Here is a 23,940-nt window from a genome sequence, read left to right on the forward strand (position 1 = left end):
GGCGGCAGCTCAAGCCCGGCTCGGCCGTGGCCGATTCTCACCAGAGACTCGACCCGGATGCCGTCCCGTCCCATCACCCTCGAACTCGCCAACGGCGCCTCATCGGCGACCTCGGACCATCGCCTGGCCCTGCAAGGCGTGGTCGAGGATCTGGTCGCCCTGCTCGAAGCGCAGTTCCCCATCGCCCCGGAATTCCCGTCCGACAGCCTGAAGACCCGACTCAACCAGGCCCGGGACCGCCTGCGCGCCGCCGAACAGGCCGACGAGGTCGCCAACGCGGGTCTCCGGCTGGTGGGAGATGCCTCGCAGGCGTATGCCCGGCTCAGCGGCCACGCCTCGGCACGGGAGGCCGAGTTCACCGGCGTCATCCGGCTGCTGCGAGAACTTGTCGACGGCCTGCGTGGCGACGCGATGGCGTTCCGCAACGACCTCATGCGCAGCAGTGAGCGGGTGGCCGATCTCACCCAGATCGAGGACATCCGGACGCTTCGGCGCGCCCTCAACCGCGAGGTGGACCAGTTGCGGCAGTGCGTGGCGCAGGGGGAACGCCAGGAAGCGTCGCGCATGGCCCGGGTGGCCGGCGACCTGAAGAAGGTCGATCAGACCATCGTGCAGAGCGTCGCCGCCGAGACCCGGCCCGGGGGCCTGTTGCCCCGTCCGGCCCTGCTTTCGGACCTCGCCAGCGCCGATCACGCGTCTGCGTCCCTGGTCGTCTGCCGGATCGACGAGCCGCAGGCGATTGTCGACGGGCACGGGGCCCAGGTGCTGGAGCGGGTGATCATCGCGCTGGCGCAACTGCTGAAGGACAGCTTCGGCAGCCAGACCAGAGTGTACCGGAGCAGTACGCACTGTGTCGCAATCTTCCTCCCGGGAGCCCTCCCGAAGCAGGTGGGGTCGCAGGTCCGGAAGGTGCAGGCGCGGGTCGCTCCCGAGTACGAGTACGAGCGCAACGGCGTGACGCGGCGCGTCGTCTTCACGTTCAGCAGCGTGGTCACCCACAGCCCTGGCCGGACCGACCGCGACGCCACCGACGCCCTGATGCGGGCCGAACAGCAGGCCGAGGCGCTCGAGGGCCTGTCGCAGCTGCAGGCCGAGTCGAGCGGGCTCGGTCGCCTGGTGGGTTGGCTTTCGTCGGCGGGATAGGGTATACTCCGCTGTCTTTGCGTGGGCCTGTAGCGCAGCTGGGAGCGCGCCTGAATGGCATTCAGGAGGTCACCGGTTCGATCCCGGTCAGGTCCACCAACCTTTCATCTCCCCCCTCAATCGGCTGCAAGTAGTTGAACGCCCGTGTAGTTACGGCGGTTCCAACGAAGTCGCGGCCGTCGAACGTCATTCCCTCGGGAAAGAACAGCTGTTGGAACCGCTGGCGCTGGTCCAGTGAGGCCTGCACCCACAGGTCTGCGGCGCGGGGCAGCACCCGCTCGGCAAACGCCAGGATCCCTTCCACGTCGAGCTCTTCGAGCTCCGTGGCGTGCCTGTCGATGCGGAGCAGCGTGAGCTCCTCGCGCAGCTTCTCGGCGTGCCGGTCGTAGACGTCGATATCGATCGAGCGCTCGAACAGGAACGCCTCGTCCAGACGGTCGAGCTTCTTCTGGATGGCTTCGGCCTGGCGTGCGGCGCGCGCGAGGTCGGCGCGGGCAGACTCCTTGCGCGCCTTCCAGATCTGGAGGACCGACTCCTTCAGCAGCCGCATGTAGCCGGCGGTCGGCTGCAGCCGGGCCAGCTCCTTCTCGAACAAGGATTCGAGCCTGGCCTTGGTCACGTTGACGCCGCGACAGCCCGGACGGCAGTGATAGTAGGCGTAGTAGCTGCTTCGCCCCTTCGACCAACTGCCGGTGAGGCCGCGGCCGCAGGACTCGCACCGCACGAAGCCACGCAGCGGGAAATCCGGGTGTCCCTGTAGTTGGGGCGCCAGGCTGGGTGTGCGGCCCGACAGCACGGCCTGAACGCGATAGAAGGTGTCCTCACTGACGAGCGGCTCGAAGTCTCCACGCTTGCCGCGGACCCCGTACTCGGCGACGTCCACGACGCCGGCGTAGAGCTGATTGCGCAGCAGCATCCCGATCGCCTGCGAGCTGAGAGGCTGGCCGCGCCGGTTGCGCAGTCCCCAGGCCGTCACCTGCTGCAGCAACTGCTGCTTCGTGAACCGTCCGGTGGCGTACTCCTCGAAGGCCCGTCGCACGAGCGGCGCGCGTTCGGGATCTGGCATCAGGCTCTTGCCCAACGCGCGCGGCGCATTCATGTAGCCGATCGGCGCCAGGAACACCCAGCGTCCGAGTTCGAGCGCCGCCTTCATGCCGGCCCGTGTGCGGTCCGAGCGCACGTCGTTGTCGAACTGCGCGAACGCCGCCAGCACGCCTTCCATCAACTTGCCGGTGGACGTGTCGTCGATCGGCTCCGTCGCGGACCGCAAACGAAATGCCGAGCGATTTCAGGAGCGAGCGCAACGCGAAATGGTCGTACTTGTCGCGCGCGAATCGCGTCAGGTTGAAGACGACCACGAAGTGCACGCGGCCCTTGTTCGTGCGGCAGAACGTGAGCAGTCGCTGCAGTTCGGTGCGGTCCGCAGTCTTGGCGCTCTCGCCCTCTTCCTTGAAGCGCTCGAGAACGTCGAGGCCTTCGCGGCGGCAGTACTCCTCACAGGCCCGGAGCTGGGTCGGCAGGCTCAGGTTCTCCGTCTGCTCCTTCGTGCTGACGCGGATGTAGATGACGGCGCCGGCCATGGCTGGCAGCGTAGTCCCGTCGCCGAGCGCGTTCAAGGCGTTTGTGGTCGGGCGCATCGGTTCACTCGGCCTTGGGCACGCCGGTGCAGGAACACCTCCAGCAGTGCGTGGGCGAGCACATGCGCGTGGCGGCGCAGCTCCTCGACCTCGGCGTCGGTCAGGTCGGTGGCCTCGTCGCCCAGCAGTTGACGGCAACGCAGAATCGGCAGCACGTCTCGCGCGCCTTGCGGTTCGACCATGTCGTCCATGGCGGCGTCCTGTCCTGACACGACCCGCGCCAGGCATGAGCACGGGACCGGTCTCGGACCATCACGCAGTTGCCGGTCTCCGGCTCGTTCGAGGGTCCCGTCAAGGCCGAAGCCGCGCCGGCGGCGCGGGCCGAGCGCCAGCGAGGCGCCTTGACGGGCACGAGAACGGGCCGACCATCGAGCGCGTGATGGTCCTGCTCGTCGAACTGTTCTGGCTGGCGCCACTGGGGCGCTTGCGGCGGGAGCGCCCGGGCCATCGCGGCGCGGGCGGTGGCGACCACTCAGGTCGACCAGAGGTGAGACCGATGGCTCCCGGGGGAGATGACCGCCGGGTGGGTGGCGCCGTGCGGCACGCTCCACGAACGCAGCGCCGGTGAGGCGGTGCGCGACGACACTGCTCTGCACGGGTTCGGGCATGCAGCGCCGTACTGGTCTCTGCTTACCTGAACTCGCGTTCGCGGCGGAAGCTTACAAAGGGCCCGTGATGCGGCGCTCTGCTTCCCGTCTGGAGGTGCCACCAGCTGGGTCAGGCAGCTGCACCTGCAGCGGGGCGTGAACGACCCCGTCGGGGCGGGGTGCGGGACCGGGTCCCGCACTCTTTGAGGGGGTCGTTCACGCCCCTACCTCTCCTCTGTGTCGTGGATGCTTGTCTCGAGATCGGCGGCACAGAGCGCCGCCTCCGGGTCCGGGGCCACCGTGCGCAACCCGTTGCGTCATGGGCCTTTGCAGGCCGACGCTGCGCCGATCGCCAGCGTGCGAGCCGTAGTCGGGAGGGCACGGACCGATGGGTCGCCATGGGGCCAATAGCCCCCCGGAGCGTTAGCTCCCCCGGTGGCTCCCCTTGGCCCGCGACATCACCGTTCCATCACGCCGTGCCGACCAGGGTAGAGAGGTGCAGGTAGGGGCGCGTCAGCACCTCGCATTCGATGCGGCCGGTGCCGCGCTCCATCGCGTCCGCGAGGATGGGAGAGACCGCGCTGTCGATGACGTAGTCGCCCCACGACTGGTAGAGCGCGCGGAACCTGGGAGACGCGAAGGCCCGCGATGCCCTGGCCCAACGTTCGCTCTCCTCGGTGGACGGGTCAAAACCGGCCATTTCGTGGACGTCCAAAACCGGCCATTCCCGCCGGGCGTCGAGACGGTCTGAGTTCTACTGCGCGGCTGCCTCCGGACGCAAGTCGGTGTGCACCTTGGTTCGCCAGCTGCGGGGGCCGCACTTGAGCACGTGGGCGTGGTGCAGCAGGCGATCGAGCAGCGCCGTGACGGCGGCGGTGTCGCCGAGCAGCTTGCCCCAGTCATCGACCGGCCGATTGGACGTCAGCAGCGTCGAGGCGCGTTCGTAGCGCCGCATGATCACCTCGAGCAGGTCCTCGGCGGCCGTGTGCGGTAGCTTGCGCATGCCGAGGTCGTCGATGATCAGCAGCGGCACGGTGGTCAGCTCCAGCATCAGCGCTTTGCGCGTCCCTTCCACGCTGGCCTCGGTGATCTCCTCGAGCAGGATGTGCGCTTCGCGATACAGCACGCGATAGCCCTGCAGGATGGCCGCACGCCCGATGGCCTGCGCGAGATGGCTCTTGCCGGTGCCGGGCGGGCCGAGGAGCAGCACGTCTTCTCGCTGCGCCACGAAGCGCGCGGTGGCGAGCTCGTGGATCAGCGCCTGCGGCATCTTCCGGTTGAAGCCAAAGTCAAAGGTGTCGAGGGTCCGCTCGGCATCACGAAAGCCGGCCTGCTGCAGCCGGCGTGCGAGGAGCCGGTCCTGGCGGCGCAGCAGCTCGTCGCCGACCAGCGCCGAGAGCAGATCGATCGGGGCCTGGCGTTCCTGCTGCGCCTGGCGCAGGCGGGCCTCGAGGACATCGGCCATCCCGGAGAGGCGCAGCTTGCGCAGGGCGGCATCGAGTTCGGGCAGCGTCATGTGGGATCTCCTGTGGTGCGATCGATCAGATCGCGATAGACGGTCAGTTGACGGATCAGCGGGTCGACCTGCCGCAGCGTGAGCGGCGGCCGTCGCTCCAGGTAGCGGCGGAGGAAGCGGTAATTGAGGACGCGCAGCTCGAGCGCCGCCTTGGCCGCGTCCTCGAGGGCGATCGGGCCGTAGCGCTTCGCGAGGGCGAGCGCGCCGAGGATGCGGCGTGTGCCGGCCGCGCCGTCGTGCGTGTGGATGTGCGTGCACAGCGTGTGCAGCGCGGGACCGATCCGGCGGGCGCGCGCCAGGAGCGCGAGCGTCGTCGCCGGCGTCTTGGCGGGCCGGTCCGCCTCCGCGATGCGGTGATGCCCCCGCGGCCCACGCACATGCTCGCGCAGCAGTTGGCCGTCGAGCGTGAGCAGGCGCACGACCCCATCGGTCCACTGCACCTGGACACGCTGGCCGATCCAGCCGGGCGGCGCCGAGTAGTAGGCGGCCTCGACCTCGACGCAGCCATCGAGATGCACGGTGCGCGTGCCGTACCGGTAATAGCGAAACGGCGTGACGGGAAGCGCCTGCAGCACGGGCTGCTCCTCGGCAAACATCGCGGCCACCTGCCGCTTCGTCGTGCCGTGGATGCGGGTGTCCGCCCAGTGGGCCGTCCAGCGATCGAGGTAGGCCTGCGCGTCCTCGAGGGACTCGAAGCGCTGCCCCTTGAGCGGCGTCTGCTTCGCGTGGCCGACGCTGCGTTCGACCTTGCCCTTGCGATCGGGATCGCGCACGCGACACGGCAGCGCCGTGACGCCGTAGTGCGCGAGCACATCGCGATAGAGCGGATTGATCGTCGGGTCGTAGACGTCCGGCGTCAGCACGCCTTCGCGCAGGTTGTCGAGGACCAGCACGCGCGGGGCGCCGCCCAGCTGACGAAGCGCCTGCTCGTGCAGCGTGGCCCAGATCGCCGCGCTCGACTGCCACGTGAGGAGGTAGACGGCCTTACGCGAGTAGCCGAGCGTCAGCACAAACAGGCGTGTGCGCCGGTGTTTGCCCCCGCCCGGCGGCCGCACCATCGGCCCCTCGCCGTAATCGACCTGGGCCTCCTCGCCCGGCGCGGTGACGATCACCACGCGCGCCTCCGGCGTCGCGGCACCACGCAGCCGGCCGACGAAGCGCCGGACGCTCGCGTAGCCGGCCGTGAAGCCGTGGTCGTCGACCAGGTCCTGCCAGATCGCGCGGGCGTTCCGCCCGCGACCGACCGCCTCGGTGATCAGGTCGCGGTACGGCGTGCAGGCGCTCGCACTCGAGGCGCGGGACGGTGTGGGGTCGGTGGACACCCCCGTCGGCGAAATGGCCGGATTTGCCGCCGCTTCGCTCGGCGGCGCGGGCGCGTCGGCCCGCGGCCGCCCGCGGCCCCGCACGGCGACACCGGCGGCCCGGAGATAGCCGCTGATGGTCTCGCGGCGCACGCCGGTCGCCTGCTCGATGCGGCGCAGCGACCAGCCCAGGCGCCCCAGCGCCACCACCTGCTGCTGTTTTTGTGGGTCCAAGACGTTCCCCATGGCGCTCACGGACGCACAGGGCGTCCGGGCGCGGTTCACGTCTCGGCGCCGGCCTCAGGAAATGGCCGGTTTTGAGGTGTCGCTAATGGCCGGATTTGGGTATGGCCGGTTTTGAGGTGTCGCTAAATGGCCGGATTTGGGTGTTCACCGAGGGCTCTCGCCTGGCAGCCTCGTCGCCGCGCCCGCCTTTCGCGCCCGGCACCACCAACGGAACTCGTCGGCCATGTGGGGCGCCAACCGCGTCCCGAGCTCCAGGCGCAGGGCCCGGATGTAGGAATCACGCGCCTTGAACAGGTGCGGCGGCAGCAGCACCCGCACCGTCCATCGCCGGACAGTGCGTAACAGCTCCGCGTGCCGCTGCAGGAACGTGTAGAGGTCCACCGTCGACGGCTTCGAGGCGAGGTACAGGAACGTGTACGCCTCGCCGGGCTCGACGATGCCGATGGGCTGACGGTCGGGGAAGTAGCGCACCGTGACGTGCGGCGGGGTGCCGAACCGGAGTTGTGGCAGCCACTCGATCGTCAACGCGGTGCCGAAGGCGCGGATGAAGTGCGTCCACTTGTCGCCCTCGGTCGCAAGCCACGGGATAGAGGGCTGGTCGAGGACGGCGTCCAGCATCATCAGCCGCTCCATGGCGCGACCGGTCGGCAGCGGCTTGCGATAGCGGCTATGGGGCTCGCCGATGGCGGCGTACAGCCGTCGATGGTGGATGTGATAGAGCCGCGCCCGGGCATGGAGCGCCGAGTACGGCGTGGCGATGCGCCGTTCGACCAGACGCGCGAATAACTCGCGCGCGTTATGGCCGTGAGCGATGCCGGCGAACGTGCAGTACTGCCGCACCATGCAGACGCCAGCGTGCAACATCACGGTCACGAGGAAGGCCGCCTGGCGCTCTGTGAAGCCCTCGGTCTGCAGAGTTGCGACGCGCGCCTCGAAGGTCAGCGAAGAGGCGAGTGACCGGGCGGGGCGGCCCCCGCCACTGCGTAGGACTCGAGGGCTCGTTCGGCCAGCGCCGCCAACTGATTCGACCGAGGTAGCGGCTCGACGCGATCCAGCGCCCAGTAGGTCATGCTGCGACGGAACGGATCCGTCTTGATGCTCCGGCACGGCGTTCGTCTCCGGCGAGGTCGATGTGTCCTGCACATTCGTCCTGCACGAAGTAGAACCCGCGAAGTGCCTTCGACCTTACTGAGCGGTAGCGAATCGCGACATCGCTCGGTAGCCAGGACATCGCCCGGTTGAAATCGCCGTCCGGGACGCGTCGCACGCTCGTTCAGGTCGGCCATGGAGTCTCCGAACGACCACCCACTGCCAGAGCGGACTCGTCGAGGCCAGGTCTAGGCCGACGAAAGCGGGGGGAGGCTTACCAGGGAGAGAGACCGGGATTGCCGCGAGGCGAGTCGCTCGCGGGCGTGTAGGCCTGGCAGCGACTGTCGCGCCAGACCCTGCTGCTCCAATCAGGCAATTGCCCCTTGGCTTGGTCGCAACACTCTACTCCGGACAGCTCATCCGCACGCCGTCACGGCGAACTACCGACAGGTGGTCATACTCCTTAACTAATCAAGCAGCTCGCGGAACGACTGGTACTTCGGTACGCGCCTACCGTGAGCGGCGTGATGACACTGGACTGCGTGACGTATGGCTGCTTGAGAATGCTTTGAGACGTCGAGAGAGGCGTCGAAGTTCTGAGGTGAGTAGAACTCGCGAACGCTCTTGTCCCAGACCTGGAGAAATGTCTGGATTGCCGCGTCGGCGTCTTCATTGTGCGCTCCCCACACCTGTCCTGATTCGTCTTGCAGGGGTCTCATCAGCAGCCAGGGCACGTCAAGCACCCGACGGCGATGAAACAACACTTCTCCCTTGGCAACTGCTTCTGCGTTCCCGACCTGCGCTACCCACCGGCGCAGACCGTTCGTCACGCGGCCATTGTCACCGCGAACCTGGAGAACGCGGAGCGCGTCGATCCCGCTCTCATCAATAGTCACAAGGCCGCCGGCCGAATGCCGTTCCAATTGGTAGGCCCGAACGATTGCTGAGCCCGCCAAGACGCTGCGAGGATCGATCCCATTGTATCGAGGGTGGGACGCGTCTGTTGGCAGGAGTAAGACCTGGCCGTTGGCGATGGTGACCCGGGGGGCGATCAGGTGAATGAAGAAAGGCTTGGTACCGCGGTTGAGGAACTCACGATTGAACGCCAGGCACGTATGCGAAAGAGCAACCCCGAAAGCCAGCGCCTGATGAAAGCTCTCGGCAATGGCAAACGTGGCGTCAGAGAACCTCCGTACCGCGATCTGCGGGACTTCTGCAGCGACGAGCGTAGAGGCGCGGTCGAAGCGTACGATGTTGTTCAGTACGACGGGCTCTGATCGAAGAGCGCGGGACGCGAAAGCAACGAGATCAGCGTACACAACCCATCTTTGGGCCCACTCTTCCTTCCACTCACGCGAATTGATAATACCGAGTCGTTTGGACGCGATGTGCTCGGTCAGAGCAGTCGACGACCGAAAATGATGTGGCTGCGGAGCTTTTCGGCGCGGCATGATCACGGCATGATACCCGCGCTCTTCGCGATTTGAGGAGCTACTCGATGGGGATTCGGCACGGCGAGCATCTCCATCATGTCTAGAGGGATTCGGCCGCGCGGATCGGCGTCAGCGCCTGCACGCGCAGACCTTTGCCTCGGAGCTCAACACGTGGCGCAACTCATTCACTTGCCGCATGCGGTTTCGCACAGTGGGCGAGACACTCTACTTCGCCCGAGCTCCTGATCGCTTTCTGGCTTGCTTCCCCTTCGTCGCTCGCGCTTCTGGCTTAGATCTGTTCTCCTGCAGACTTCCATCGCCTAGAACCGCTGCCAGAGCGAACCGCGCTGCTATCGCATTCACCATCGCGTTACACAAGATCTGCCGATTGATCGCTATATTGCTTGGGTCCACTGAAGCCAGCCGCGGCAGCAGCTTCAGAACAGGCTTGCTCAAATCAGACATCTGTTCGTCCCGCCTGCCGAACACAATGACGACTTCGTCTTCCCGGCCAGAAGCTGTGGTGCCGGCGGTCTTCTTCGCCTCACTCAGGGCAAGCAGATAGCGGCGAAAGAGACCCTCGGCATGTGCGAGCCAGCCAAGAACCGCGTCAGACAGTTCCAGAGAAATGCCATTGATGTTCTGCGGGTTTTCAAGGAGCGGCCGCAAAAGAGCTGCCGTCTCGTCGTCAATCTCTTGAACGCGTCTCTCCCACCAGTCCACCTGCGCACGAACGTGGAGCGCGTCTCGCGCAAGCTGAAGTTCCCATAGGGCCGGAACCAGTTCTGCAATCTCGGCACGAACAGCGGTGCGCGATGCGCCGGTGGTCCTCCTCTCTCTCTCAAGCAGCTCGGCAAGATACGCCGCCATCCAACGCTCAAGGAACCCTGGACGCTCGGCGCGCCCGCGGTCCGCCGCGATCGGTTTCTTGAAGATTTGCGCTAGCTCCTTCGCCTTCTGGCGAAGCAAGTCGTCTTCCGCTTGTTGCGACACCTCCACTCGGCGACCCATCCTAGAGTGCCCGTCCCAACAAACCGACTCCATATGACATCGGGAGATGAATCTTCATCGCTACACGATCCCGTTGGAGATCTGACTCCAGAGGAACACCCGGCCTGACCCCATGTCCAATTGGCCGACTCGATCACTGCCACGTCTCTCCTCGCGCCTGAGCCGAACCTGAACGATGAGATCAAGCGGGCCATCGCTGCCGCCAGCGAGCAGCGTTTCCCCAACTTGGTCCGCTCGAATGATCAGTCGCTGTCCGCTTGCCGACCTACCTCTTCGTTCAACGTGCCACGTCTCGTACTTCGCCACCTCGGCGCCCGACGAGTCCCGCCATGACGGCTGCCCGAATGCGCGGCGCCAGCCAAGAGTATCCGCGATTCTCGGCGAAGGCAGGATGTAGCGCCGACTTGTCCCGGGCCAGCTGGAGTCACTGCTGTGTAACGGCAGCTCCTGACTGAATCCGATGTCTGTGGTGAACAGACGAAACCGCCCGTTGCGGCCTGCGTGTTCACCTTTCACATGCGCCAGGTCAGAGCCTGTACAACATGCCTCATAAGCCTCCAATACAGTGCAATCGTAGTGAGGCTCCCAGAACGGCAGATATCCATGAGCATCTTGATCTGGATCCTCGAGAAGGCGTACCAGCGAACACGCCGTGCGGGCGTCCACTAAGGCGGCGTCAACGGTATAGGAGTAGCTCCAATTCCATTCCGATGCCTGACGGCTGCCGCTGAGTACGAACCACCCCTTCGGGACACCGGCAGTGAGTTCTCGCAGGTATGCTTCCTCCTTGCGGTTCTTGCACCACTCTACGATCGGCTCACGTACGATGCCATAGTTATCCGGCACCGCCGGCGGAGCATCGACCCAGCGGCCCGTAAGCTCAGGATCTGCACCCCGCGCGCGATATCTCATGAAAGATGGCCAGCGGTCAAACCAATCCCCGCTGCGGACCGGAATTTGATCGATTAGGTCACCAGCAAGGAGGAAGAGGGCCTGACGCGCTCCATGCATCTCCAAGAGCTCGACCCGTGGTTCTTGCCCTTGCCGATTGTCGATATCCGACCATTCGTACCGGTCGCGCATGTTCGCGCGCTGCGTATCAGCCCCTAGTTTAGTCACGCCCACTCGCGCCGACCACTTCTTGGCCGCCAACTGAACAGACTCTGCAAGCTCTCTTGGTTCAACCGGGAAGCTCTCCATCATCGGCTGATACCAGTACCTCTTTGTGTCCCAGTCGTCGATCTCGATGCCATCGCTCTCAAGTAGCCCTCGCGCCAGTAGCGGCGCGGCGACGAACGCGGCATCCTTATGAACTTCACCCTGAGGACGATTGATTGCTTCCAGCGCGCGTAGCGTGTCTGGAGACAGCTCCAGGGCGGCAGCTGCATTGGCGGCTCTAATCGCCCCAGACAGGTGCGCTCGAATCTTCACGTGAGGAAAGTCGGCTGACAGAGCGTGCCGGAGCAGGCTATCTGCGAATGGCTTCAGCATCTTAGGACTGCGACCAGCCACGTGGAGCAATGCAAACGCCAGCCACTCCCGAGCCGCGGCCCACATCGGCTGAGATTCGTCGTCGAACTCGCGCATCAAGCCCTCAAGCAACGTGACGCCCCCAGCACGCTGGCCCTCGGCGCTCTCAGAGGATCCGAGAACCCCCTGAGAGTCACAGAGCCCGCTGACGACACCGTACAAGGCGGCCCACCGAGCGCTCAAACTCGGATGAGAGAGACATCGGGCAAGAAGTACCGCAGTCGTCCGTTGTGGCGCTACGCCAACAGGCACGGCACGATACTGATACGGCGCAGAGTTCATGGTCTCCTGCACCACACTCTCGACGGTCCTGACTGCGGCTGAAGGATCCAGGAGCGACGCAACACGCGCGAATACCCGAAACAGAGAGCCCGCTGGCAAGTCCGTCAAACTTACCGCGACCTTCTCCATCAGGGTCCGTCTTCGTTCCTCCTGCGACGCCCAGCTACCGGAAAAGATCGCTGCAGAGAGGCGAGGCTCCCAGTCGAAGGAGGCGCGCTCGATGACATCTGGGTTCAGCAGGTGAGCCAGCGCATTTGCAACGTCCAGCCTCACGTCCTCAGGAACAACTGAGTCAGAGGCCTGCTCGACTAGCGCATTGAGCAGGACGACGGCTTCGTCGATGCGGTACGCCCCCGTGCCGGCCCATCGCTCGATCACCTGGGCAACTCGACGTCGATCGCCTATAGGGAGGTCGCGCGCGAGCGTAGCGACGAGCCTTCCAAACTGCGCCGTAGCGATTGACGCCAACTCCTCCGACGTTGCTGCTTCGAGAACCTCGAGCGCCCGCCTTGCAGAGTGTCTGTTCAGGGACAGCACTCTGGAGACGATCTCGGGTTCCGCGTTCTCATTCTCGCCTGGCCACGATGGCCCATCCTGCCGCGATTGCGTCGTATCGATGTCGGCACCGATTGCATCAGCTATCGCCCTCAGACCGTTGGCTTCGCCAGTCTCACCGAGTGCTTCCACCCAGGACGCACACTCTATGAGTTCACGGAGGCCGTCCGAGCGGCCTTCTGCCGCTCTGATGCGAATGAGCCTCGACACGGATCTGAGCGCAACACCGGCGACTCCATTGCGCTCCCCGAATAGACCTTCGATGACATTCTTGGCTACCTTGGGAAACTCACGCGTCTCAGCGCCAATCTCTAGCAGCGGCCAGAGTTCGCCACGACTGCCCACCCCTGTGCTCAATGCTCCCGAAACGATCGCCATCGATGCCCGGGAGATGGGGTACAGTCCGTCACGATCGAGAATGGAGGCTCTTTCGACTGCCGCGACCGGATCCCGCCCCGCCAGACGTTCGATCGCCCAGTGGACGGAGACGCCCTCCTGCGATATCCCGAGCCAATACCCTGTCAGTGCGCAGATTCGATCCAGCAGCGTCGCGTCTGGTCCCGAATCGGACAACGAGCATGCCGCAGCCGTAATCCGCTCAAGTGCCGCTGCACGGTCAGGGGCCAGACTGTCTACTTCTCCGGCCACATCACGTGCTTGCTCAATAACCTGTCGGGCAAGTTCTTGGTCAATCCGACGGGCTGGCTTGTAAAGGGCCAAGAGCCGTCCGACGGCTTCGGGTCCAGGGACGGATGGCGGCCTGCAGCGAGCCAGCTCTTCACGTACGAGCCGGTCGGCGACACCGAGGTACCTGGAGTCTTGAGAGAGCACCTCTGGCATGAGGACGTCGAGATCATCGCGCCGTCCTCGCCTGCCGCGCTCTAGAGCGTCCAAGATCTCTTGGACAAGCTTGTCGTCGCGCTTCTGCAACGCGATCACACCTTCCAGGAGGCGAGCTGCAGTCGTTGACTGAGAAATCACGTAGGCCTGATCTACGTGGTGTTCCTGGGACAATGCAGCGCGAATGGCCGCCGTTGCGTCTCTCGCGCCGGCCCAGGCGAGAGCCCGCGCACGAAGCGCTGGATACAACGCCTTCATCTCGCGACGCAGCCGCTGATGCTCGGAGTCATCCGGCTTCTTCTCGCTGGCGACGGCCCCCCTAGGCGGGTGCTCGTTCGCATCGGGATCGAACTTCGTGACACCGAGGGCCTCACTGAGCGCATGCCATCGCAGGTAGGGCTCGACGATGCTTGGAAGCCAATCCAACGGCTTTGGTGGCGCCCACACCTGCAGAAGTGACCGCGCGTCGACCATCAGGTTGGCAGCTGTCAACTGCTCAACCGCATCGAGAAAGGCAGACGCGAGAACGTTGGAATGCGGTAGTGTGTGTCCGCCGCTGAACTCAGTACGAAGCGCTGGACTTCTGCCCAGCTGTCTCTTAATAGTCCTAACCGAGCGCCGGACCCAGGCGGACTTCAGGTCGCTAAGGCCACTGCCCGCCGGGCTATCGGCAGGGCGCGCAGAGAGAACGCCCAGCAGCGCGCCACACTTCGCCGGTCCATTGATCCGGGCGACATTGATGATTCCGAATGGGTCGCTGACTTGGCCAGCCCGCCAATCGGCAGCAGCCACCGCCGCCATTTGCCACGACCATGGCCTGGAGGAGGAGCGCGTTGCCCAACGCAAAGCGCGTTCCAAACCATTCACACGCACGTGATAGCGAGCTACTGCCGCCCACACATCCATATACAACCGCCCGCCAGATTGAGGATGGGCAGCGTACTCTTCCTGCTTCACAGCTGCCGCACGATGAAACAGGCGTGCGGCATCTTCCCGTCGTTCCGGGCGACGCGCCAGCGCTGACGCGAGGCGAAAGTCCTCGTCAGCATTCGCGCGGCGCCCCGTCCGTCGCCGATGTGGGGAACCGCCTCGTCCGGCAGCAGGCCGCGTTGCCCCCGCCGTGACTTCGTCATCGAGTAGTCCAACAAGATCCGCGTCCACGGCCACTTCCACGTTGCTAGAAAGCGCATCACTGAAGGCATCTCTCCCACCGGCCAAAGCAGCCGCCCTGAAGAGCCACAGGATCGCATCCTCATCGCGCCCAAGTCTGACCGCCGCGGTGATGACGGCACGGATATCCTCCAGAACCCGTTCCTCGTGCGGCTGCGCGGCGAGCTTCTGGGCTTCGATACGACCAGGCGTACTCCACCACTGAAGAAGCTCGTCGTGCCGACCAGCTGCGAGAAAGTGGTACGAGAGATTCCAGCGCGCGTACGCGTCGACAGCAAATCGCCCGATGCAATAGTCGGCAATGCGCTGCTGGGCGGTCGTGCGCTCCCCTTTCAGCCGCTCCCCGACCCAATCGAGGAAGTCCTGGTCGTTCCATCGGACTGTGTCGACGTCAGTCACATGAACGCCGAAGCTAAGAGCTCCCAACCCTCGTCGTAGATCAGCCTCCGCCCGTCCGAGGGCCGCCGCCAGTGTGTCCAGCGCTGGAGGCTGGCGCAACTCGTATAGCACCGCCAGAGCAGCCCGAAGATCTGCGGCCGCGAGTCTCCGGCCGAGCTCCTGCTCGTAGTAATCGAATGCGGTGGCACGTGCGGTTGATTCGATCAGCTGGCGAGCTGAGACGTTCGGGGCTTCGGCAAGTTCGTCGAGGACCTTTGCAGCGACGCGTGGATTCCCTCGCGTGCGCTGGTGCAGAAAGGCAATGTCACCTGAGGGGATTACGGCGGATCGAGTCGTAGCGAGCTTAGACAGCTCGGGCTCACTGAAACCGAGCACCTCAACCCGCTTAGCCGGCGATACGCCGGGAGGGACTACGTCGCCCTCATTCTCAGTCCGAAAGGACAACGCGATCGCACAGTTCTTTGGCCAAACGACTTCCCAGAGCAGTGGTAAGAACGGATCGTCATTTGAGATGCTTCGGCGTCTCTGTTCGATTGCGTTATCAACCGCATCGATCGCGACCACCAACCGCTTGCCTTCAGAACTCGCGACAGACGCTGCAGCGCGAACAGCCTCTTCAAAGCGCCTCAGTAGTGGGCGATAGCTAAGTTGTGTAGTCGCAAGAATGCTAGTTCGAAATCGACGCTCAAGCTCGTTGATCAATTGCACGAGGCAGACGGTGTACCCGAATCTCTCATGCCCCGGCCGCAAGCCTGCGCCACCTGCATAGCAATCGAAGACAACGGCAGCGCCATGCTCACGGAGGGCAACTTGCAGCGCACTAGTCTTGCCCACACCCGCGCGGCCATGAACGACGACGATCCCGTCCACACCTTCGAGCGTCCGTCTTAGCTCTCGACTCGCAACCGTTGAAAACAAGTTGCCGTCATCCGGAAGAACGGGAGGCGCCGGAAACAGCTCGTCTTCGCGAAGTCGCAAGAACGCCAAGACGTCCGAACGGCTGATATCGACTCTGCGGCCTGGCGTCGAGGCCGTTTGGAGATGCGAGAGCAGAGCTTCAACGCGAATCGAAGCGTCGGGAAACGCCCCGGCGATTCCCGAGAAAATCTGCGATTCCTCAGCCGCGAGCATGGCCTGATCGAACGAGTGCAAGTCCCAACACGCCATGAGCTGCCGAAAGCGCGGCCAACTCAAGCCAGATGCCTTCTGCAGTCGAACCGCTGTGCTCCGCGGTTTTGCTGGCAATTGGGACGCGCGGCGACCAGCCGCTCGTGGAGACTGACTGAACGCGAGACGAATAGCTTGAAGCTCTGCTCGGAGCCCACTACTGAGCGGCTGATTCGTGAGCAATCGAAGAGTCACTCCCGGTGTGCCAGCCGCGCCTCCGGGTGCCATCGCATCGAACATGTCTGCGAGCTTCCGAAAGACCGACGATCGGGCCTTCGCTCTTCCCCCAGCGTGGTCTTCTGACACGAGGCGAGACAGCGTCCAAGGGGTCGAAGGACGCAAAGGGCTGTACTTGACTTGCACCAGCACGATCGCTTCGGCCGAGTGAGCGTCTGTTCCTCCGTAGTACTCGGTCAGGTCGGCGGCAAGAAACGTGCGCTCGTCGCGCTGCAAGCTTTGGTCGGCCGGTGCCACGCCCTCGATGGCGATAGACTTGAGATGCGACGACGGATGGAGCATCTCGAGTGCGCGTCGCGCGGCATAGGCAAGGTGGTAGCGATCTCCAGCGTTCGATGCACGTGCATCGAACGAGGATGAGTGTCGCTTCTTGCGCCGAATGGGGCGCTGTTTCGTCGTATGTTTTGCCACGGCCGCACGTATTCTTCCACATTCATGGGAACTTGTAGGTGCAGCCTTCGCGTCCGTTGCTGTCCGCGCGGGCACAAGTGACACTCGGCGCCGCTCGCGGCCCGAGGCAGGTCCGCTCCTGTCTAGTTCTTGTTGGGTGCAGCAGCTTTGGGCGGCGGACGACGCCGACCTCGCGTGACTCTTTCCGATGCCGGTCACTTGCAGGGCAGGTTGGCTCCGCAGGGTTGCTCCCACGCTCGCCCTCCCTCACGGTCATGCAGTCTCTGCGGCGGCGGGCACTTTCAGAGCGATGCACAGAACCGTAGGAGCGGAGTGCGACGTGCCGACCTGAAACCTGCGATGGTCGGGCACGACGTAGTTGCGGGCCGATGTGGCCCGGAAGCAAAGCGCGTTTCCTTGCTGATAGCAGGGGCCAGATGTCCGTTAGGGACGAGCTCCGTGCCGCGGCCGCAATTGATCTGTGTCCGCCTCAATCGCGGTCGTCACTTCGGTAGTCTTGCGAGGCACGCGCGCGGCCGGACTGATGCGGTTCGCCATAGCCGCGTGGAGAAGCAATTCCATCCGGAACCTGCCGAGGACATGGCGGTTGCGCTCCAGCCACCAACCCTGCTGGCGGGGACGTCCGCTCAGCGTCGGCACCATCTCACTTCTGAGGTCAGGCTGCACGTCGCATCTGTTGGAGACTATGAAGCCAACTCCGGACTCGGTTCCAACTGGCGCTGTTCAGGTCCACCATCCTTCGCTCTTGATCCAGGCGAAGGATGCCCACCATAGCGCCAAAGGCGCGACGGTGGGCCCCACGCTGTCACCGAACGAGCTTCGGATGGCAGGCCCCGGTCCCCCTCCACAACCATGCAGGGCCGCTGTCGACAGGCGCAGTCGCGTTGGTTGACTGATCAGGTCGATGGTTCGCAGAAGCTGCGCCGCCGCCCTGGCATCTACGTCACCGCCTGCCTGCGGTTCGCCACGAGCCGAGCGCGGGTGGGAGCTGGTTGTCGGGCCAGTCCGTCACGTCACGCCACGACGATGGGATGGGCCGGGCGACGGCTGTGGGCCCGCGAGCACCCGGGGGTCGACTGCACCAACGTCCGCGATCTCGCCCATCAGCGCGCGGGCCTGGCGCCGGCATGGCCGATAGTTCCCACGATGCTGCGCCAAGGGGAGGCACTGGTGGAGGTCGGGGACAAGCTTCGCTGAGGGCAGAAAGACAGAGCCTCTGGTCCGGTCGATTCCGCTCAGGCATCGCTGGGGATGGCAACGTCGCTCGCCTGAGACGCCGCTCTGGTCGGTCCGGCGGGTCCGACGAAGTCGCGGCCGTCGACCGTCATTCCCTCGAGAAAGAACGCTGTTCGGAACCGCCGGCGATGTGCCAGTGAAGCCCGCACCCGCAGGTCTGCGCCGCGGCACGCCTCGCTGAGGCGGTTCGGTTCGACTCGGCTCAGCGCAGCATGGAGGATGGCGACGTCGCTGTTCTGGAACCGTCAAGTCGCCTCGGCCACAGTCCGACCCGATTCGAACGCTCGTTGCTCGGGTCCATCGTCGCGGAGCCCTCGATCGTCAGGTCGAGGCCAGGGAGCTCGCTCGCCCCTCAGCTGGTAGCAGGTCTCTCGGAGATGGACGTTCACGCTGCGGCTCCCGCGACATTCACCTGCGGACGCGTCAGGAGCCAGGCGAGCGCGCCCGCAGCTCCGACGTCGTAGGCGAGGCACCACGCAGGCCACCACGCCGGCACACCCGCGTTCGCGATGATGTGGCCGTGAACGGCGTCCTGCAGGCCGTGTGCTGCCAGCCCGGCCACGATGACCCACTGGCTTCCCTTGAATCCGACAACGGCCGCGATCACGAAGGGAGCCATGACGATCGATTCGAGGAGCGCGCCTTCGACCGAGCCGACCATCGCCGCGAAGAGCACGTAGTACGACGCAATGACGATCAGGACGATTGGATAGAACGCTCGATCGCGATCGAGTCCCACCCACCTCGCAAACACGGCCACGCCGAGCGAGAGCCCGATTCCGACAACGTATGGCAGCATGAAGGACTCCTCGATCACCAGCGAGCGGCGTCAACCATGGCGTGCGCCAGGTACCATGCGCCTCCCCCATATCCGACCGTGGTGGCGGTGAAGCCGGCCACCATCAGCGCACCGAACGGCGTCGCCGGATGCTGCGGCGGGTCCGGCTTCAGGGCGAGTGCATCAGCGGCTCGCCACCTTCGGCACGTTCGCGTGCTGGCACCCTTCGCAGGTGCACGTCGGCCCGCAGTTGCACACCTCGCCGCACGCGCACGCGGTGGCGGGAGCCGGCGCGACACTCCGACAGCCGCAGGTGCACCGGGCTCCCACGCAGGTACGGCATCCACAGACGTTCGATTGAATGGTCATGACGAGCTCCTTTTCGATGTTGACGCCATGTCAACGACGAAATGGAGTGTCCCACCCGGAGCGGCAGCGCGGATTGGACGCAGCGGCTGTTGTCGTTGAACGAATCGGCTATCCGGCCGATCGCGGCGCCACGGGCCGGGCGACATCCCCCGACAACGTGGCGAACGGTGAGGGGATCTCGATGAAGTCGCCACGCATCAACACCGAGGGCGCCATGCCGACCATCTGGTAGAACGTCCGCGTCAGGTGCGCAGCATCTGCGAAGTCGGGGGCGTGTGCCGCCGCCGCAATCGTCCTTTCGGAGGCGACGGCGACCATGGCTCGCGTCAGCTTGCGCCACAGCATGTACCGGCTGAACGGGAGGCCGACCTGCTCCTTGAACAGGTGCGCGAAACGCGTCGACGAAAGGCAGGCCTTGTCGGCCGCCTGTTCGAGCGACATCCTGAGGTCGTCGGACGCCCGAATGACGTCGATCACCGTCGTCACGCGCGCATCCAGCCGGCGAGCCGGCGCCAGTCCGGGTCTCAAGCCGTGTATGCACCGCCGGATGAGCGCCGCGACGTCGGGGAACTCGTCGGGTCGTTCTGCGAACGTACGAAGCTCCGGCACCATCGCGTCCAGCCGGGTGCCAGCGACGATCGTGATGTCCTGGCGAAGCGACGTCGACAACCAGGCGCCTTCAGTGGACTCGGGATCCACGAACAGCATCACCCCGAGGGCGCCGTTGCAGTCGAAGGAGTGTTCGGCGTCGGGCCGAACGACGAGGCCCTGGGCCTCATGCCACTGCCTGTCGCTGCCGCAGATCGCCGCGGTGCCGTCGAGGGCGATCACGATCTGGATCGCGTGATGCGCGTGCGCGGGCACGATCCCTCGCGCTCTGGCCGTGAGCAGGAAGCCACCCTCCCACAAGTACCAGCGGGGAACGCTCAACCAGCGATACGGCGCCTCGTTCGGTTCGTAGGGCAGGCCGCCATTCTACCAGCCGGCGCGCCGCCAGCGTCGGCCCGGGCAGTCCGGCCGATTCGTTCAAGCGCCCCGGCTTCTCCGTTCAATCCCCGACCACGCTGACACCGTTACTGTTCGAATCACACCGCCGCGATCACCGCCGCGCCGACACTCGGACACGGCGATGAGCACACACCCTGCGCACCGACACGTCGATCGTCCGGCGAACCGTGATCACGCGTGCGCCCCTGGCAGTGGCGATCAGCGTCGCCGCGCGCCGGCACGCGATGACGGCCATTCACGGCACGGGCGCGACGAGGCTGGCGTCGGACGTCTTCGGGCTGGATCTCCGTTCCTCGACCGCCGGATGTCACGTCGACACGCCGAGGTGTTTCCACGGGCGCTGAGCGCTCCCGTCGACGTCTCATCGCAACCGATGGCAACCACATCGCGATGTGCCTGGTCGCCTGCACGCGCCCCCGGTGGTGCAATTTCGAACAGCGCCAGCCGGGCGTCTCCGTCATAGTCCGGGTGTCGATCACGCAGCGACCGCCTGCGTGCGACCTCCCTCCCGATCCCCACGCCCGCGCGGCGGTCCGCCGCTGGAGTCGCGAGCGGCCGCGCTGGTGGCGCGCGGTGGATGGAGGCGTGCCGCGCCACACAGCCAAGGAGACGCCAAGTGCTCTACGAGTTCCTCGAGGACCACCACGACGCCATCGTCGCGCGCGCGAGGTCCAGGGCGGACGCGAGCCGATCGCACGCCGCCCCCGCCGATCCTGCCCCAGGCGTCCCGGCCTTCCTGGCGCAGCTGTCCGAGATGCTCCGGTTGCCGCGAGCCGATGACGATGACACCGCCGCGCACGCCGGACTGGCGACCGCCGCCGCGCAACACGGGCGCGACCTGCTCGGCATCGGCTACACCATCTCGGACGTGGTGCACGACTACGGCAACGTGTGCCAGGCCATCACCGAACTGGCCGACGAGCTCGACGCACCGCTGACGACCGCGGAGTTCAACACCCTCAACTGGTGCCTCGACGTCTCGATCGCCACGGCCGTCACCGAGCACGTGCGCGTCACCGACGAGGAGCGCACGGCCGACGAGTTCCTGCGCCTGGGCGAGTTCGCGCACGAGATGCGCAACATGCTCAACACCGCCACGCTCGCGCTCGCCGTCGTGCAGCGCGGGACGGTCGGGTTGAACGGCAGCACCGGCGCCGTGCTCAGTCGCAGTCTCGCCGGGCTGCGTGACCTGATCGACAGCGCCCTTGCCGACATCCGCGCCGCGGCCGGCCACCCGCAACCGGAGGTGTTGCTGGTGTCGGTGGCGCTCGACGAGTTCGGCGCAGCGGCTCGCCTGCGCGCCGAGGAACAGGGCCTGCACTTCACCCTGGACCCGGTGGACGGCGACCTCGCGGTCCGGGTCGATCCCCAGTTGCTCGCCTCCGCGGTGACCAACCTGCTGAGCAACGCCTTCAAGTACACGCAGCGCGGCGGGCACGTGGTGATGCGCGCGCATCTGCGCGGCGGACGGGTCGTGATCGAGGTGCAGGATCAGTGCGGCGGCATCGTCGGCAGCCTCGGCGACGTGTTCCAGCCCTTCGGGCAGCGCCGGGCCGCCGACAGTTCCGGGCTGGGATTGGGCCTCTCCATCGCCCGGAAGGCGGTCAGGGTCCACGGCGGCGACATCACCGTGCGCAACACACCCGGCGTCGGCTGCACGTTCTCGATCGACCTCGCCAACGCCGCCATGACCACGGCCGCGCCGGGACCGGCAGCCGGCGGTTGACCGCCCGGCACGAGGGCCGCAATGGCGGGCCGTCCTCCACCAGAATGCGGCGAGTCCTTGGCGGAGCCCATCGGCCGTGACACGCTTACCGCGGAGGCGCTACACCATGCCGACGCAGGAACGCCGTTCAGGCCGCAATCACGGCGCGACGTCCGCCCCGAAGGAATCCGGGCGGGTGCAGGTCGTGCCGACCATCGACTGGGCCGGGATGGAGGTCGCCCGTGTCGAGCATCCGCCCGGGATCACGCTCTTCGCGCAGGGCGATCCGGCCAGTAGCGTGATGTACGTCGAACAGGGGACGGTCCGCATCTCGGTCCTGTCGCAGGCCGGCAAGGAAGCGGTCATCGCGCTCCTCGGCGCCGGCTACTTCTTCGGCGAAGGCTGCCTGGCCGGCCAGCGCCTGCGCATGGCGACCGCGGCGACCATCTCCGACTGCACCATCACGGTCGTCGATCGGGCCGAGATGGCTCGGCACTTGCGCGACGACCCGGATTTCGCCAGCCGCTTCCTCCTGCACATGCTGACACGCAACATCCGGATCGAGGCCGACCTCGTCGACCAGCTCTTCAACTCGAGCGAGAAGCGCCTGGCGCGCACACTGCTCCTGCTGGCGCGGTATGGCGAACCCGAAGCCACGCACCGGGTGCTGCCGAAGGTCTCACAGGAGACGTTGGCCGAGATGGTGGGCACGACGCGCTCGCGCGTGAACTTCTTCATGAACAAGTTCCGCAAGCTCGGGTTCATCGAATACAACGGCGTCCTGAAGGTCAACAACTCGCTGCTGAGCGTGGTGCTGCGCGACTAGGCGCGCCGCGGATCAGCGCTCCGTGTGCAGTTACGGACAGCCTGTGGCTGCCGGGCGCCGGTACCCTTGCAAGATGACCAACGCCGAGCTCGACGCCACGCGACGGGGCATCGCGCTCGAAGCCAGCCGTCGACGGTCGGTGCCGACGGCCGATACCCGCGCGCCGGACATGACCACGGTCCGCGCAGCGCGCGAGGCGCCCGGCAACCCGACGCACGCCTATCCCCGTGACCTCGCGCGGTTGGTGCGCGTCGCCTGGCGCCAGCGCCGCGCCAGCGGCCAGGCCCCACCGGTGCCGCACCTGGCCGCGCTCGAGTCGTTGCTGTCGGTCTGTTACCAGGCGAGCCTGTTGCGCGAGGAAGGGCGTGGCGTCACCTTCCGCCTGGTCGTCGGCAGCGCCGCGCAGTTCCCCGAGAACGCCGGCCCACCCGACGGGCTGCACCGGCTGGTCTTCGCCCGCAGGCGCTGGCTCGACGCCCAGGAACTCCGCCGGCTCGCCCCGGCCGCCGACGCGGCACGGGCGCTCATCGGCGTCCGTCTGTCGAGCAAGGGCGTCCAGGTGTGGGGCCTGCTGCACGCCGGCGTGCAGTGGCTCGCCGACGCCGACCAGGTGGGTTCGCTGCTCCTCGTCTCGGTCGCCAGCCCGGGGCACCTCGTGGTCACGCTCGGCGGCACGACGCTGGCCGAGCTCGGGCACGGCCGGCTCGGCACCTCGGAGGTAGACGCCCTCGAGAGTCCCGTGCTCCTGGCGAGTTTCGGGGGGCTTGCCGGGGCACTCGCGGCGGCCAGTCCGGCCAGCGCCTCGCACGACGCCGGTGAGTTCGCATCCGGACTCGCCGGGCATGTGCTCCGCCGCGCCGTCGCCATCATGCGTGAGGGACGCCACGGTGGCACGCTCGTCGTCATCCCGGCGCATCGGATGGCCGCGCTGACCGTCGACGGCTCGCTGCGCACCAAGTACCGGTTCGCCGAGGATCACGGCGGGCGGCGGGCCCTGACGATCGCCGCCGGCATCATGCGCGACATCGCCGCAAGGGCCGGCGAGCCTCCGTGCCCGGCATGGCGCACCTTCCTGGCCGGCCGCGCCGGGGCCTTCCGCGATCAGGACCTCGCGCTGCTCGAGCTCTCGCAACTGGTCTCCGGACTCTCACAGGTGGACGGCGCGGTCGTGCTCACCGACGCCCTCGACATCGTCGGCTTCGGCGCCGAGATCGGCGGGCACCTGCAGTCGGTGCAGCGAGTCGCCCATGCGCTGGACCTGGCAGGCACCTCTCGCCAGTGGGTCCGCGCCGACCGCGTCGGCACGCGCCACCGGGCCGCCTATCGGCTCTGCCAGGCGGTTCACGAGGCCCTCGTGCTCGTCGTGTCCCAGGACGGCGGGCTGCGCCTCGTGCGATGGCAGGACGAGGCGGTGACGTACTGGGCGCAGGTCGCCCGCCGCCACTGGGAGAGCTAGGCGCGACA

General features: G+C 66.2%; 15 protein-coding genes, 1 tRNA gene and 1 pseudogene. 5 read left to right on the forward strand and 12 right to left on the reverse strand.

Annotated features, from left to right (window positions below; all coding sequences use genetic code 11):
• Positions 1-57: 57 nt before the first annotated feature.
• Both TBR22_RS23435 and TBR22_RS23440 read left to right on the forward strand, forming a co-directional pair.
• The gene (locus tag TBR22_RS23435) at positions 58-1,143 is read left to right on the forward strand and encodes a diguanylate cyclase domain-containing protein (RefSeq protein WP_239490264.1); all 1,086 of its coding nucleotides are present in this window, start codon (positions 58-60) and stop codon (positions 1,141-1,143) included.
• Positions 1,144-1,166: 23 nt separating this feature from the next.
• Positions 1,167-1,242 (forward strand) — tRNA-Ala (locus TBR22_RS23440).
• Here the strand turns inward: TBR22_RS23440 and TBR22_RS26995 are convergent.
• The 12 genes and pseudogenes from TBR22_RS26995 to TBR22_RS23495 form a co-directional block, all read right to left on the reverse strand.
• On the reverse strand, positions 1,205-2,365 hold the full coding sequence (locus TBR22_RS26995) for a recombinase family protein (RefSeq protein ID WP_370651554.1): 1,161 nt from the start codon (positions 2,363-2,365) through the stop codon (positions 1,205-1,207). The genes TBR22_RS23440 and TBR22_RS26995 overlap by 38 nt on opposite strands.
• Positions 2,366-2,450: 85 nt before the next feature.
• A pseudogene (locus TBR22_RS27000) lies at positions 2,451-2,780 on the reverse strand (recombinase family protein); the annotation flags it as partial.
• Positions 2,756-2,971 (reverse strand): hypothetical protein, encoded by a 216-nt coding sequence (locus TBR22_RS23450; protein WP_239490266.1) that lies wholly within the window; start codon positions 2,969-2,971, stop codon positions 2,756-2,758. The pseudogene TBR22_RS27000 and the gene TBR22_RS23450, both read right to left, overlap by 25 nt.
• Before the next feature lie 865 nt (positions 2,972-3,836).
• Positions 3,837-4,067, reverse strand: coding sequence for a hypothetical protein (locus TBR22_RS23455; RefSeq protein ID WP_239490267.1), 231 nt, complete (start codon positions 4,065-4,067; stop codon positions 3,837-3,839).
• A 54-nt stretch (positions 4,068-4,121) separates the two neighbouring features.
• Entirely contained in the window at positions 4,122-4,883 is a 762-nt protein-coding gene (istB, locus tag TBR22_RS23460; protein WP_239489238.1) for an IS21-like element helper ATPase IstB, read from the reverse strand.
• On the reverse strand, positions 4,880-6,430 hold the full coding sequence (gene istA, locus TBR22_RS23465) for an IS21 family transposase (RefSeq protein ID WP_239489239.1): 1,551 nt from the start codon (positions 6,428-6,430) through the stop codon (positions 4,880-4,882). The genes istB and istA overlap by 4 nt, the downstream gene beginning before the upstream one ends.
• 144 nt (positions 6,431-6,574) lie before the next feature.
• A complete protein-coding gene (locus TBR22_RS23470) occupies positions 6,575-7,303 on the reverse strand; it encodes a hypothetical protein (RefSeq protein ID WP_239490268.1) in 729 nt (242 codons plus the stop codon).
• 683 nt (positions 7,304-7,986) lie between these two features.
• Positions 7,987-8,976 (reverse strand): hypothetical protein, encoded by a 990-nt coding sequence (locus tag TBR22_RS23475; protein WP_239490269.1) that lies wholly within the window; start codon positions 8,974-8,976, stop codon positions 7,987-7,989.
• A 201-nt stretch (positions 8,977-9,177) separates the two neighbouring features.
• Positions 9,178-9,951 carry a hypothetical protein gene (locus tag TBR22_RS23480; protein WP_239490270.1) on the reverse strand — a complete coding sequence of 258 codons (774 nt, stop codon included), beginning with the start codon at positions 9,949-9,951 and terminating at the stop codon, positions 9,178-9,180.
• A 72-nt stretch (positions 9,952-10,023) separates the two neighbouring features.
• Entirely contained in the window at positions 10,024-16,554 is a 6,531-nt protein-coding gene (locus TBR22_RS23485; protein ID WP_239490271.1) for a hypothetical protein, read from the reverse strand.
• A gap of 1,621 nt (positions 16,555-18,175) precedes the next feature.
• Positions 18,176-18,589 carry a hypothetical protein gene (locus TBR22_RS23490; RefSeq protein ID WP_239490272.1) on the reverse strand — a complete coding sequence of 138 codons (414 nt, stop codon included), beginning with the start codon at positions 18,587-18,589 and terminating at the stop codon, positions 18,176-18,178.
• Between the two features lie 456 nt (positions 18,590-19,045).
• On the reverse strand, positions 19,046-19,801 hold the full coding sequence (locus TBR22_RS23495) for a helix-turn-helix domain-containing protein (RefSeq protein WP_239490273.1): 756 nt from the start codon (positions 19,799-19,801) through the stop codon (positions 19,046-19,048).
• Positions 19,802-20,561: 760 nt separating this feature from the next.
• On the opposite strand from TBR22_RS23495, the gene TBR22_RS23500 reads away from it, so the two are divergent.
• From TBR22_RS23500 to TBR22_RS23510, 3 genes are all read left to right on the forward strand, one after another.
• Entirely contained in the window at positions 20,562-21,671 is a 1,110-nt protein-coding gene (locus tag TBR22_RS23500) for a sensor histidine kinase KdpD (RefSeq protein ID WP_239490274.1), read from the forward strand.
• A gap of 106 nt (positions 21,672-21,777) precedes the next feature.
• Positions 21,778-22,476, forward strand: coding sequence for a Crp/Fnr family transcriptional regulator (locus TBR22_RS23505; protein WP_239490275.1), 699 nt, complete (start codon positions 21,778-21,780; stop codon positions 22,474-22,476).
• Positions 22,477-22,549: 73 nt separating this feature from the next.
• Positions 22,550-23,932 (forward strand): putative sensor domain DACNV-containing protein, encoded by a 1,383-nt coding sequence (locus TBR22_RS23510; protein WP_239490276.1) that lies wholly within the window; start codon positions 22,550-22,552, stop codon positions 23,930-23,932.
• Positions 23,933-23,940 lie beyond the last annotated feature (8 nt).

Origin of the sequence: Luteitalea sp. TBR-22 (assembly GCF_016865485.1) — a bacterium.
Classification (GTDB): Bacteria; Acidobacteriota; Vicinamibacteria; order Vicinamibacterales; family Vicinamibacteraceae; genus Luteitalea.